Origin of the sequence: Mesorhizobium sp. M1423, assembly GCF_040317575.1 — a bacterium.
In the GTDB taxonomy this organism is placed as follows: Bacteria; Pseudomonadota; Alphaproteobacteria; order Rhizobiales; family Rhizobiaceae; genus Mesorhizobium.
Genome location: NZ_JAMYKU010000016.1, coordinates 150,281 through 163,054, shown reverse-complemented (window position 1 = coordinate 163,054; position 12,774 = coordinate 150,281). Strand labels below are relative to the sequence as shown.

The 12,774-nt window shown below is 64.7% G+C and carries 9 protein-coding genes; 1 reads left to right on the top strand and 8 read right to left on the bottom strand.

Annotated features, from left to right (window positions below; translation table 11 throughout):
- Positions 1–267: 267 nt before the first annotated feature.
- Genes NKG95_RS20730 through NKG95_RS20710 form a run of 5 tightly spaced genes read right to left on the bottom strand, consistent with a single transcriptional unit; the run spans position 268 to position 7,876 of the window.
- The gene (locus tag NKG95_RS20730; RefSeq protein WP_353042238.1) at positions 268–2,742 is read right to left on the bottom strand and encodes a GcvT family protein; all 2,475 of its coding nucleotides are present in this window, start codon (positions 2,740–2,742) and stop codon (positions 268–270) included.
- The gene (locus tag NKG95_RS20725; RefSeq protein ID WP_353042236.1) at positions 2,739–3,920 is read right to left on the bottom strand and encodes a pyridoxal phosphate-dependent aminotransferase; all 1,182 of its coding nucleotides are present in this window, start codon (positions 3,918–3,920) and stop codon (positions 2,739–2,741) included. The genes NKG95_RS20730 and NKG95_RS20725 overlap by 4 nt, the downstream gene beginning before the upstream one ends.
- A complete protein-coding gene (locus NKG95_RS20720; RefSeq protein ID WP_353042234.1) occupies positions 3,920–4,819 on the bottom strand; it encodes a homocysteine S-methyltransferase family protein in 900 nt (299 codons plus the stop codon). The genes NKG95_RS20725 and NKG95_RS20720 overlap by 1 nt, the downstream gene beginning before the upstream one ends.
- On the bottom strand, positions 4,816–7,269 hold the full coding sequence (locus NKG95_RS20715) for a GcvT family protein (RefSeq protein ID WP_353042232.1): 2,454 nt from the start codon (positions 7,267–7,269) through the stop codon (positions 4,816–4,818). The genes NKG95_RS20720 and NKG95_RS20715 overlap by 4 nt, the downstream gene beginning before the upstream one ends.
- A 13-nt stretch (positions 7,270–7,282) precedes the next feature.
- A complete protein-coding gene (locus NKG95_RS20710; protein ID WP_352484512.1) occupies positions 7,283–7,876 on the bottom strand; it encodes a helix-turn-helix domain-containing protein in 594 nt (197 codons plus the stop codon).
- Between the two features lie 273 nt (positions 7,877–8,149).
- On the opposite strand from NKG95_RS20710, the gene NKG95_RS20705 reads away from it, so the two are divergent.
- Complete coding sequence (locus NKG95_RS20705; RefSeq protein ID WP_352484513.1) at positions 8,150–8,848, top strand: nitroreductase; 699 nt, start codon at positions 8,150–8,152, stop codon at positions 8,846–8,848.
- 20 nt (positions 8,849–8,868) lie between these two features.
- Here the strand turns inward: NKG95_RS20705 and NKG95_RS20700 are convergent, their stop codons facing one another.
- The 3 genes from NKG95_RS20700 to NKG95_RS20690 are packed head-to-tail and all read right to left on the bottom strand — an operon-like array spanning position 8,869 to position 12,738.
- Positions 8,869–9,456 carry a sarcosine oxidase subunit gamma gene (locus NKG95_RS20700; RefSeq protein ID WP_353042230.1) on the bottom strand — a complete coding sequence of 196 codons (588 nt, stop codon included), beginning with the start codon at positions 9,454–9,456 and terminating at the stop codon, positions 8,869–8,871.
- Positions 9,449–12,445, bottom strand: a complete 2,997-nt coding sequence (locus NKG95_RS20695; protein ID WP_353042228.1) for a sarcosine oxidase subunit alpha — start codon at positions 12,443–12,445, stop codon at positions 9,449–9,451. The genes NKG95_RS20700 and NKG95_RS20695 overlap by 8 nt, the downstream gene beginning before the upstream one ends.
- Complete coding sequence (locus tag NKG95_RS20690; RefSeq protein WP_023719917.1) at positions 12,442–12,738, bottom strand: sarcosine oxidase subunit delta; 297 nt, start codon at positions 12,736–12,738, stop codon at positions 12,442–12,444. Before NKG95_RS20690 ends, NKG95_RS20695 begins: the two co-directional genes overlap by 4 nt.
- Positions 12,739–12,774: the final 36 nt, after the last annotated feature.

Below are 12,774 nucleotides of genomic sequence, written 5' to 3'. Positions count from 1 at the left end.
CGAACAACCGCCGCAACCCCGCCGCCGCAAGCTTTTGCTCATGACTGCGCAACAGGTCCCTTGTGGGAGAAGGTGGATCGGCGCGTAGCGCCGAGCCGGATGAGGGGTGCTGGAAGAAACGCGGCGTGGAAAGATCGAGGGATGGGTGCGCTAAATTGACGAGGATGGGAGCGCTAATTCTTTCGAGGTAGCGATCCTTCCAACACCCCTCATCCGACCGAGCTTCGCTCGGCCACCTTCTCCCACAAGGGGAGAAGGGAAGGTGCGCTACGCCCGCACCCGCCCCGCTTTCGGATCATACATAGGTTTCAGCGACGCTTCCGCCGCAAAGCGCTCGCCGGCGATCTCGATCTCGTAGGACGACGACAGCACATCCGCCTCGCTCTCACCCTTGCAAGGCACGTAGCCAAGCCCGATTGCGCCGCCGAGATGATGGCCGTAATTGCCCGAGGTGATCGGACCGACGATCTTGCCGTCGCGCAGGATCGCCTCGTTGTGGAAGAGCAGCGGCTCGGGGTCGTTCAGGCGGAACTGCACCAGCCGGCGTGACAGGCCGGTTTCTTTCTTCTTCAGCACCGCATCGCGGCCGAGGAAATAGCTCTTGGCCGTCTTCACGGCGAAGCCAAGGCCGGCCTCCAGCACATTGTCTTCGTCGGTGATGTCGTGGCCGAAATGCCGGAACGCCTTTTCGATGCGGCAGGAGTCCAGCGTGTGCAGGCCGCATAGCTTCAGACCGACATCGGCGCCGGCCTCTTCTATCGCCTCGAAGACGTGGGCGGCCTGATCGGTCGAGACATAAAGCTCCCAGCCGAGCTCGCCGACATAGGTGACGCGGTGGGCGCGGGCCAGGCCCATGCCGATCTCGATCTCCTGAAACGTTCCGAACGGATTGTTGTCATTGGAGAAATCATTCGGGCTGACCTTTTGGATCAGCTTCCTCGAATCCGGGCCCATCAGGCAAAGCACCGCTTCGGCAGCGGTCACATCGGTAATGACGACGAACTCGTCGGCAAGATGTTTTTTCAGCCAGGCCAGATCGCGCTGCAGCGTGGCGCCCGGCACGACGAGGAAGAAGGCTGTTTCGGACAATCGCGAGACGGTCAGATCGCTCTCGATACCGCCGCGCTGGTTGAGCATCTGGGTGTAGACGATCTTGCCCGGCGCCACGTCCATGTCGTTGGCGCAGAGCCTTTGCAGGAAGGCGCAGGCGTCGCGGCCTTCGACGCGGATCTTGCCGAACGAGGTCATGTCGAACAGGCCGACGCCGTTCCGGACCGCCAGATGCTCCTCGCGCTGGTTGTCGAACCAGTTCTGCCGTTTCCACGAATAGCGGTATTCGCGCTCCTGGCCGGGCCTAGCGAACCAGTTGGCGCGCTCCCAGCCGGCGACCTCGCCGAACACCGCGCCGCGCGTCTTCAGGTGCTCGTGCAGCGGCGAACGCCTCACGTTCCGCGAGGTTGCCATCTGCCGGTAAGGAAAATGATCGGCGTAGAGCAGGCCGAGCGTTTCGGAGACGCGCTCCTTGAGATAGCGGCGGTTCTTCTGGAACGGCTGGGCGCGGCGGATGTCGACCTCCCAGAGATCGAAAGGCGCCTCGCCGTCATTGATCCATTGCGCCAGCGCCATGCCGGCGCCGCCGGAGGAGACGATGCCGATCGAATTGTAGCCGGTCGCCATCCAGTAGCCGGAAAGCTCCGGCGCCTCGCCGAGATAATAACGGTCGTCGGGGGTAAAACTCTCTGGGCCGTTGAAGAAGGTGTGGATGCCGGCGGTGGCCAGCATCGGCATGCGGTTGACGCCCATTTCGAGGATCGGCTCGAAATGGTCCATGTCCTGCGGCAACTGGTCGAAGCAGAACTCCTCGCTTATGCCGTTCATGCCCCACGGCTTGGCCACTGGCTCGAAAGCGCCGAGCATCATCTTGCCGGCATCTTCCTTGTAGTAGGCGCATTCGTCCGGCACGCGCAGCACCGGCAGGCGGGAGAGCCCCGGGATCGGCTCGGTGACGAGATAGAAATGCTCGCAGGCGTGCAGCGGGATGGTGACGCCGTTCTGGGCGCCAAGTTCGCGTGCCCACATGCCGGCGCAGTTGACGACGATATCGGCTTCGATCGTGCCTTGCTCGTCGCCTTGCGCCCAGGAGACGCCGGTGACGCGGCCGGCCCTGGTATGAACCTTGGTGACCTTCACGTTCTCCAGGATGGTCGCACCGCGCTGACGTGCGCCCTTGGCCAAGGCCATGGCGATGTTGGCCGGATCGCACTGGCCGTCGAGCGGCAGATGCACGGCGCCGACAACATCCGAAACATTGAGATGCGGGTACATCTCCTTGACTTCACCTGGCGAAATCTCGCGCACGTCGACATCGAAGGCGCGGGCGAGAGACGCCTGCCGATAGATCTCGTGCTTGCGCTCCTCGGTAAGCGCCACCGTGATCGAGCCAACCTGGCGCATGCCGGTGCCGACATCGGTCTCGGCCTCGAGCTTGACGTAGAGATCGGCCGAATACTTCGCCAGCCGGGTCATGTTCTGCGAGCCGCGCAGCTGGCCGATCAGGCCGGCAGCGTGCCATGTCGTGCCCGATGTCAGCTGCTTGCGCTCGAGCAGAACGGTGTCGGTCCAGCCGAGCTTGGCCAGATGGTAGGCGACCGAGCAGCCGGAGACGCCGCCACCGATGATGACCGCCCTTGCGTTGGGAGGAATGGCCTTGGTCGGAATGGTTTTGGCGGGCGGCGCGTTCATGCGGCCTCGCGGCGGTAGCTGGAGGCGAAGCGGCGCAGGCGTGTGGCAGCCTCTATCAGCACCGGCTCAGGCTGGCAGAGGCTGAAGCGGATGTGGCCGGCTGCAGCCTCGCCGAAGCTCGAGCCGGGCATGACGGCGACCTTTTCCTGGTCGAGGAAGGCCCAGGCGAATTTCTCGTCGTCCGGCCCGATCGCCGATATGTCGAGCATGACGTACATGCCGCCTTCGGAGCCGCGCACGGTGACGTCGTTCATGCCGCGCATGGCATCGAGAACGACGGCGCGCCTTGCGGCATAGCGCTCGGCGATCTCCTTGACGCCGTAGCCATTTTCGAGCGCCTCGGCGCAAGCCAGGCTGATGAAGGCCGGCAGGCCGTAGGTCATCACCAGATTGAGGTCGGTCAGCAGCGAGATCATCTCCTCGTGCCCGGTCAGCCAGCCCATGCGCCAGCCGGTCATGCCGTGGCTCTTGGACATCGAATTTATGACCAGCGTGCGTTCCGCCATGCCGGGCAGCGAACGCGGCGAGATGTGCTCGCCACCGCCAAGCGTCCAGTAGACCTCGTCCGACAGCAGCCAGAGGTCATGTTCGCGGCAGATCTGCGCCAGATCTTCCAGCCGCTCTCGCGAATAGACGGCGCCCGTGGGGTTGTTCGGCGTGTTGATCAGGATGGCGCGGGTGTTCGGCCGTAGGGCGGCGCGGATCTCGGCGGCGCGCGGCTGAAAGCCATCCTCGGCGGGTGTCTCGACGACGCTGAACGCGGCGCCCGCCGCGCTGAAGGTATTGGGATAGGTGGCGTAATAGGGCGCGACGACGATGGCATGGTCTCCCTGGTCGAGAACAGCTTGAATAGCTGCGTAAAGCGCGGCCTGCCCGCCCGGCGTGGCGATGACCTGGTCGGGGCTGGTCGCAACACCGGTGCAGAGCGTCGAGGCCGCCGCCATCGCCTTGCGCAGCCGCGGAACGCCGGCAAGTGGGGTGTAGTGGTGATTGCTGGCGCGGACCGCCGTCACGCAGGCTTCGATCGTCTCGCTCGGCGTGTCGAAATCATGGTCGCCGACCGACAGCATGATGATGTCCTCGCCGGCCTGCTTGCGCGCCCAGGCAGCGGAATGAACCTCCCAGCCATCCTTGCCCGAAGGCACGATGCCGGAAATGCGCGATGATGGCCTGGGCATTATGCTACTCCCGAAATTTCGTAGCCGGCCTGTTCGAGCCGGTCGCGCAAGGCGGCGATGTGGGCCGGTCCGACTTCGCAGCAGCCGCCGACGATGCCGGCGCCGGCCTCGACCCAGCCGATCGCCTGGCCGGCATAGGCGTCCGGATCGAGGTCGTGGCGGGCGTGCAGCACTTCGACGGTGCCGCCATGCTTGAGCGCCTCGACCGAGGTGAAGCCATTGGCATAGGCGCCGACCGCACCGCCGAGAGCGATCAGTCCGGGCAGCGCTGCAGCGATCGCTTCGGGCCGACAGCAATTGATCAGCCGGGCCGCGACGGGTAGGCCGTCAAGAGCGCCCGACGCCGCCGCAATGGCTTCGCCGCTGCGCAGGCGCGGCATGCCGTGATCCGCGAGCGTCCACGACACCCAGACAGGCTTGCCGCTTTCCGATGCCGCGGTGACGGCGGCGCGCGCCTCTTCGGCCGACGCCATGGTTTCGCACAGAAACAGATCGACGCCGTCCGCCTGCTCGGCAACTATACGGCGATAGATGTCGAGCGTATCCTGGAAGGATATCGTCAGCGCCGGCGCATAGCTGCCGAACAGCGGCGACAGGCAGCCGGCGATCGCTGCGTCGCCGGCCTGGTCGCGCGCTTGCCTTGCCAGTTCGATGCCGCGTTTCTGCAACGGCTTGAACAGCTCTTCCGCGCCCTCGCGCGCCAGCCGCTCCGGCGTGGCGGAATAAGTGTTGATGGTAATGACGCGGGCGCCGGCGCGGATGAATTCCGCATGCAGGTCGCGCACCAGATCCGGTTCGTCGATCAGCACCCTGGCCGACCAGAGCGGCGTCGGCTCGGAGCTGCTGCGGCGGACCAGCTCCTGGCCCATGCCGCCATCGGTGAGGATGACTTTCTTCATGCTTTGAGCCTTTCGTTCGTCGGATCCCATAACGGCTCATCCTTCTGCACGATCGCCCGAAAACGTTCGCCGAAGATCTCGACCTCGACCGCGGTTCCCGGCTCGGTGAGGTCGGCGCGCAGCATGCCGAGCGCGATCGACTTGTCGATGCGATGACCCCAGCCGCCGGATGTCGTCTCGCCGACGATGTGGCCGTCATGCCAAAGCGTCGACATGTAAGGTGTGTCGCAGTCGCCGGGATTTTCGACGACCAGCGTGACGAAGCGTTTCTTGACGCCTTGCTGCTTTTCGCTCTGCAACGCCGCCTTACCGCGGAAGTCGGGCTTGTCCCATCTGACGAAGCGCTCCAGCCCGCCCTGCAGGATCGAGTAGTCGGTCGACAGATCGCCCTTCCACGTACGGTAGCCTTTTTCGAGCCGCAGCGAATCCAGCGCGTACATGCCGAATGGTTTCAGGCCGTGCCTCTGGCCGGCCGCCCAGACAGCGTCGAAGATGACTGCGGTATCGTCGACCTTGCTGTGGATTTCCCAGCCGAGCTCGCCAGCGAAGGATACGCGCACCAGCTTGGCCCAGCGCCCGGCGATCGATGTTTCCTGATGCGTCAGCCAGGGCAGGGTGAGGTCGGCCGCGCAGAGTTCGGCGAGGATGTTTCGCGAGTTGGGTCCGGCGAGGATCTGGGTCGAATACTCTTCTGTCCGGTCAGTCAACTTGAACGTCGCGTCCTTCGGCATGCGCGATTTCAGCCATTCGAAATCGTGCCACTGCGCCACCGCGGCGGTGATCAGCGTCATGTGATCTTCGTCGTGACGCACCACCGACATCTCGGTGACGACGCGGCCCTTGTCGTCGGCAAAGTAGACGAGGCCGATGCGGCCGGGTTTCGGCACCAGGCCTGTCACCTGGAGGCTCAGCCATTCGGCGGCACCCGGACCGTCTAGATTGAACCGGGAAAATCCCGGCAGGTCCAGAATGCCGGCGGCATCGCGGACGGCGAGGCATTCCTCGCGCACACGATGCTGCCAGGGGCCGTCACGGCGGAAGGTCAGCGTGGATTGTTCGGAGATGTCGTCGCCTGGCTTCGCATACCAGGTGGCGCGTTCCCAGCCATTATAGGCGTCGAACCGGGCGCCGAACGCCTTGATGCGGCCGTGGAGCGGCGACAGCTTGCGGTCGCGCCCAGCCGGCCAGGCGTGGCGCGGGAATTGGATGGCATACTCGTTGCCGTAGATCTCCATGCCCTTGGCGACGCAGTAATCCGGCGCCGACGCAAAGGCGGTGAAACGGCGTGGATCGCAGGACCACATGTCCCATTCGGTCTGGCCCTCGGTCACCCACTCGGCCAGCACTTTGCCGGCGCCGCCGCCCTGGGCGATGCCGAAGGTGAAGACGCAGGCCTCGAAGGCGTTGGGCACGCCGGGCATCGGGCCGATCAGCGGGTTGCCGTCCGGCGCATAGGGGATCGGCCCGTTGATGACCTTGGACAGCCCGGCGGTGCCGAGGATCGGCACGCGGGCGACGGCATCGGCCAGGTAATGTTCCAGCCGGTCGAGGTCGTCGGGAAACAGCTGGAACGAAAAGTCGTCCGGCATCGGGTCGTTGTGGCCGACCCAATGGGCGCGGCAATTGCGCTCATAGGGGCCGAGGTTCATGCCGTTCTTTTCCTGGCGCAGATAATAGGACGTATCGACGTCGCGCAGCAGCGGCAGCTTCTTGCCTTGTTCCTTCGACCACGCCGCCAGTTCGGGGATTTCCTCAAACAGGATGTATTGATGGCTCATCACCATCATCGGCACCTCGCGGCCGAACATCCTGCCGACTTCGGCGGCGCGGTAGCCGGCGGCGTTGACGACGATCTCGCAGCGAATCTCGCCTTGCGGCGTCTCGACCACCCACTCGTCGTTCTCGCGGCGCACGCCGGTGACCGGGCAGAAGCGGATGATCTTCGCACCCATGTCGCGCGCGCCCTTGGCCAGCGCCTGGGTCAATTGCGCCGGGTCGATGTCGCCGTCGCTCGGATCGTAGAGCGCGCCCTTCAGCTCATGCGTTTCGATGAAGGGGTAGCGGCGCTTGATCTCGTCGGGGCCGACGACATTGATGTCCATGCCCTGATAGCGGCCCATGCCCTTGGCGCGCTGGAACTCCTGCATACGCTCGATCGTATGGGCGAGCCTGAGCGAGCCGGTGACGTGATAGTTCATGGGATAGCCGACCTCGTCGGTCAACCGGCGATAGAGCTCGGTCGAATAGCGCTGCATGTTCATCAGCGACCATGACGAGGAGAACGTCGGCACGTTGCCGGCGGCATGCCAGGTCGAGCCGGAAGTCAGCTCGTTCTTCTCCAGAAGCACGCAGTCGGTCCAGCCCGCCTTGGCGAGATGATAGAGCGAGGAGGCGCCGACGGCACCGCCTCCGATGATCACCACGCGTGCCGTGGTCGGCAAACTGGCCATGTTCTTCTCCAGATCAATAGACGGGCGGCGAAACCACCCAGATCACCACAGCCGGTTCCGCTCCAGGATTGCGCCAGCGGAACGGCTTGCCGTCAAAGCGGAAGGAGTCGCCTGCTCCAAGCCGGTGCCAGACGCCGGCAATTTCGATGTCGAAGCTGCCGGACGCGACGTAGCCGGCTTCCTCGGTCGGCCGGCGGGCCTCGGTCTTCAGCTCGGCACCGGGGGCGAAGACCGAACGCAGCATCTCGAAGCTACCGCCGAGATCCGGCGACAGAAGCTCCTCCACCAGGCCGGAATCGCTTGTGCCAAGGGTGCGCCGGTTGCCGGCGCGCACGACCACGCCGCGTTCGGTCTCGACAGGCACGTCATGGCTGAAGAACAGGCTGACCGGCACGCCGAACAATTCGGCGAAGGCCCTGAGATCGCCGAGCGACGGGATCGACAGGCCGCGCTCGACCTGACTGACCCAGCCGACGGAACGGCCGAGCTTCAGCCCGATTTCGGCAAGCGTCAGGCCGCGCGCCTTGCGCAACGCGCGAATGTCGCCGGCCAGCAGCCGTTCGCCGTTATCTTGTTCCGGTGTTGCGGCGGTTGAGGGCAAAGCCATCCCTGTCTCGATGAAAAATTCCCAGCAAATTTCATGTGACCGCAGGTCTGTGAAAAAATCAAGATGATTTTCATGAACCCACAAGATTTACTTGCGCCATTTTGACGGTTCAGGCAAAGGCTCGGCACACGAGCGGCGAGTGGGGCGTCCGGTCGAGGCGGATAGGGCGTCGAGCGTTCATAGAAACTCGCAAGGATGCTCCATCACTTCTAGTCGGCGCATGATCCTTTCCGGAAAAGCCGGGTTCCAGGATTATGCGCAAAGGGACGGCCCATGCTGGAAAACAACTCCCGGATTGCGGCGGCGATCGTCGATGACGCGATCACCTCGCGCAGGTCCGTACGCGCCTTCTTGCCCGACATGGTCGACGACGACACCATCCGCGATATTCTCGCCGTTGCTGCGCGCGCGCCCTCGGGCACCAACATGCAGCCCTGGAAGGTCTATGTGACCAAGGGCGAGGTCAAGCAGCGCATCACCGACGCCATCCTCAGCTCGGGCATCCGCGCCGAAAAGGCCGAGTGGGACGAGTACCGCTACTATCCTGACCAGTTCTTCGAACCCTATCTGACGCGACGGCGGGCCAACGGCTTCGGCCTCTACGGCGTGCTCGGCATCGGCCGGCGCGAGGTCGACAGGATGCGCGCCCAGCACGACCGCAATTTCGTCTTCTTCGATGCGCCGGTCGGCATGATCTTCACCGTCGACCGGCGGCTGAACAAAGGGTCGTGGATCGATTACGGCATGTTCCTGCAGAACATCATGGTCGCGGCGCGGGGCAGGGGCCTACACACCTGCCCGCAGGCCGCCTTCGCGCCCTATCACCGGCAGATCAGGCCGGTGCTCGACATCCCCGACGAGGAGATCGTCGTCTGCGGCATGGCGCTCGGCCATGAGGATACGTCCAAGCCCGAAAATGCCTTCCGCACCGACCGCGCGCCGCTGGAAGAGTGGGTTACGTTCGCGGAGTAGGGTGACGACGCGCCGTCTAGCTACTGCACTTCGTAACCGACTTCCTCGCTGGCGAGGCAGAGCGCCTTCCAGAACGAGCGTGCGAACGAGCGGAACACATAGATGTCGAACTGATCGGCGCCGGTGCGCTGGATCTGGGCGAAGACGTCGTGATGCATGGTTGAGCGGCCGGCGCCGATCGGGAAGGCCGGCAGCGCGAAGTCGATGGCGAAGAATTTTGCCAGGACCCACTCGGCCTTTGGCCCGGCGATACGGATCGCGGTGCGGCCGTGCGAAAGGTCGGTCACCGTACCGATGGACGGAGTGACGCCGTCGGCAAAGGCCGATGCCAATCCCTCGGCCTCATCGACCATTGTGAACTTTCCCGGCGCAAAGCCGAACACCGACCTGACGCCGTCCGTGACACCGCCGCCGGCGCCGTCGGGCAAAGCCAGGCCGGTAACAGTGCGGATGCCGGCCATCAACGCCTTCTCCTGGCCGGGCCAGGCGGCGAGCTGCAGGATCGAACCCGGCCTGGTTTCGGAGAGGATGATTTCGACACCGTGCTCGAAATTGCCATGCGAGCCTGGATGCAGCACCGGCTCAAGCGGTGATTGGCGCTCAACCATGCATGCGGCTCCCGTCCGGATCGAAGAAATGGTTGGAGACGATCTCGACCGGCCCGAACCGGTTGCGCAACGGGTCGGAGACATAAGCGCGCGTGCCGCGCCGCGCCTTGCCGCCCTTGACCAAGGCAAGCGCTATATATTTGCCGAGCGCCGGCGAATAGCAGCAAGCGGTGATGTGACCGAGCGAGCCGTGCGGATTGGCTTCGTCAAGCTCCTCGACGATGTGTGCGCCGCCGTTTAGCGGCTGGTTGTCGAGCGAAACAATACCGACGAGTTCCAGGCGGTCGGGCGCGATCAGCCCCTCGCGATCCATCATCGCCGAACCGATAAACGGCTTCTTCTTCGACAGCATCCAGTCGAGATGCAGGTCGCGCCCCGTGGTACGACCGTCGATCTCGGCGCCGGTGACGTGGCCCTTCTCGATGCGCAGGGTGCCCAGCGCCTCCAGTCCGTAGGTCACCAGCCCGAACGGCTTGCCGGCTTCGATCAGCGCCTCCCAGACATGGGTGCCGTAACCGGTGCCGGAATAGACCTCGAAGGCCATTTCGCCGGAGAAGGACAGCCGGCAGATCATCACCGGCACGCCGGCGATTTCGCCGTGGACGATGCCCATGAAGGGCAGGGCGGCATTGTCGACAGCGGTGCCGCTGACGCAAGCAGCCAATATCTGCCTGGCGTTCGGCCCGCCGATGGCGGCACCGGCCCATTGGTCGGTGACCGAGGTGACGTGGACCTTCAGCTCCGGCCAGATCACGTCGAGAAAATACTCCAGATGCTGCATTACCTTGCCGGCATTGGCGGTGGTGGTGGTCATCAGGAAATCCTGCTCGCCAAGCCGCCAGGTGGTGCCGTCGTCGAAGGCGAGGCCGTCCTCGCGCAGCATTAGCCCATAACGCGCCTTGCCGACGGCCAGCGTCGAAAACATGTTGGTGTAGACGCGGTCGAGGAATTCCGCCGCGTCCGGGCCTTGCACCGCGATCTTGCCCAGTGTCGAGACGTCGACAATGCCGGCGCTCTCGCGCGTGGCTCTCGCCTCGCGCACATAGGCCTGCTCGATCGTTTCACCGGGATGGCCGTAGATCATCGGCCGGTACCAGAGGCCGGCCGAATACATGGTGGCGCCGTTGGCGACGTGCCAGTCATGCATCGGCGTCAGCCGCTCGGGCTTCAGATCGCCGAAGCGTTCGGCGGCAAGCGAGCCGATCGACACCGCCGAAAAAGGCGGACGAAAGCGCGTCGTGCCGACCTGCGGGATCGGCTTGCCCAGCGCCTCGGCCATGATGGCGAGGCCTGGTATGTTGGAGCTCTTGCCCTGGTCGGTCGCCATGCCGAGCGTGGTGTAGCGCTTCAGATGCTCGACCGAGACGAAGCCTTCGCGGTGTGCCAGACGCACGTCGTCGGCCGTCACGTCATGCTGGAAGTCGACGAAGCTTTTTCCTGCGGCCTTGATCTCGAACACCGGTGCCGGATCGGGATCGCCAGGTGCTGCCCCGACGGCAGGCAAGGCCGCCGGCGTGGCTGTTGCGCCCGCAGCGGAAAGGCCGGCGGCGCGACCTTCGGCGATCGCCTCGGCGGTGGAGAAACTGCCGGTGAAGGCGCCGGCGCCGATCCATTGCCGTGTTGTCGGTTTCGGCGGCAGGAACGCTTGTAACGCTTCGTTCCATTCCGCTTTGGCTCCGGCCTGGCTGGCCAGATGGATGGTCGGCGACCAGCCGCCCGACATTAGCAGGCAATCGGCGTGGATGCTGCGCGCATCGCCGGAAAGCGCACCACTGGCCATGTCGAAGCGCTGCACCTTGAAGCCGGAAAGCGCCTTGCCGCCCTCGGTGGCTATCACCGCGTGGCCAGAAAAGATCTCGGCTTCGGTCTCGCCGGCCAGCTTGCGCATTTCGCTCGAAAGCTCCGGGCGCGCGTCGACGATGGCGACGACCGCGGCACCGGCCTTCTTCAACGCCAGTGCTGCGCGATAGGCGCTGTCATTGTTGGTGAACAGCGCGACCCTGTGACCCGGCAGCACGCCATATTCATTGGCATAGCGCTCGGCCGCATGCGCCAGCATCACGCCTGGCCGATCATTGCCAGGAAAGACCAAGGGACGCTCCAGGGAGCCGGTGGCCAGCACCACCGATTTGGCGCGGATGGTCCAGTAGCGATGGCGCGGCTCGCCTTTGTCCGGCGTTTCCTTATGGTCGGTGACGCGTTCGATCGCGGCAAGCGTGTTGCCGTCGTAATAGCCCCAGACGGTGGTGCGCGGCAGCAGGCGAACATTGTCATGGCCTTCGAGCTGGCCGGCGGCGCGCGCCGCCCAATCGGCGGCCGGCATGCCATCGATCGTCTCGCCCGACCAATTGGCCGAGCCGCCGAAATGCGGCTCGAGCTCGGCCAGGATGACGCGTGCACCCTGATCGGCGGCCGCCCTGGCGGCCATCAGCCCGGCCGGGCCGGAACCGACCACCAGCACGTCGCAAAACGCGTTCATGCGTTCGTAGCGCGCCGTATCGGGAGCCGTGCCTGCCTTGCCCAGGCCGGCGGCACGGCGGATGAAATGCTCGCAGAACATCCAGAAGCGCGTGCCCTTCAGCGGACCGACCACCGGTCCCATGAAGGTCTTGTAGTAGAAGCCGGCCGACAAAAGCTTGCCGCCGAGCTGGTTGATGGCATTGACGTCCCAGGCAAGCGAGGGGAAGCGGTTCTGGCTCATTGCGGCCAGCCCGTCATAGATCTCGACCATGGTGGCGGGAATGTTCGGCTCGCGAACCTCGCCCCTCAACACAGTCACGAGCGCGTTTGGCTCCTCGACGCCGGCAGTCAGCACGCCGCGCGGGCGGTGATATTTGAACGAACGCCCAAACAGGGTGACGCCGTTGGCCAGCAGCGCCGAAGCCAGCGTGTCGCCGGCTTGGCCGGTATAAGGCGCGCCGTCGAAGGTGAAGCGGATGGTCCGCAGCCGGTCGATGCGGCCGCCGGTCTCGGTACGGCGCGGGCTCATGACTTGTCCTCGGCCCTGTGCCGCGCAACCGAGTTGTGGTCGCCGCGCGCGAAGGCAGTGCTGGAGATCTCGTGCGTCAGCGTGTTGCGCACCACCCTGAGATGGGCGCGGCAGCCGCCGGAATGCTGCCAGATCTCATTGTGGTCGCCGGCGGGGTTCAGCCGGTCGTAGACATAAGCGTTCCAGGCGTCGAGGTTTTGCGACGCGGGCTGTGGGCGCTGGCGATTGCCGTCGCCCTGATAGGTGAATTCGATAACGTCGCGCGGGCCGCAATAGGGGCAGGTGATGAGCATGGATCTCTTAAACTTCTCGTTTGACCATGATCTTGT

Bases quoted from the DNA above. Each gene is read 5' to 3' on its own strand.
- NKG95_RS20730 (WP_353042238.1), bottom strand. From the start codon at position 2,742: ATGAACGCGCCGCCCGCCAAAACCATTCCGACCAAGGCCATTCCTCCC.
- NKG95_RS20725 (WP_353042236.1), bottom strand. From the start codon at position 3,920: ATGCCCAGGCCATCATCGCGCATTTCCGGCATCGTGCCTTCGGGCAAG.
- NKG95_RS20720 (WP_353042234.1), bottom strand. From the start codon at position 4,819: ATGAAGAAAGTCATCCTCACCGATGGCGGCATGGGCCAGGAGCTGGTC.
- NKG95_RS20715 (WP_353042232.1), bottom strand. From the start codon at position 7,269: ATGGCCAGTTTGCCGACCACGGCACGCGTGGTGATCATCGGAGGCGGT.
- NKG95_RS20710 (WP_352484512.1), bottom strand. From the start codon at position 7,876: ATGGCTTTGCCCTCAACCGCCGCAACACCGGAACAAGATAACGGCGAA.
- NKG95_RS20705 (WP_352484513.1), top strand. From the start codon at position 8,150: ATGCTGGAAAACAACTCCCGGATTGCGGCGGCGATCGTCGATGACGCG.
- NKG95_RS20700 (WP_353042230.1), bottom strand. From the start codon at position 9,456: ATGGTTGAGCGCCAATCACCGCTTGAGCCGGTGCTGCATCCAGGCTCG.
- NKG95_RS20695 (WP_353042228.1), bottom strand. From the start codon at position 12,445: ATGAGCCCGCGCCGTACCGAGACCGGCGGCCGCATCGACCGGCTGCGG.
- NKG95_RS20690 (WP_023719917.1), bottom strand. From the start codon at position 12,738: ATGCTCATCACCTGCCCCTATTGCGGCCCGCGCGACGTTATCGAATTC.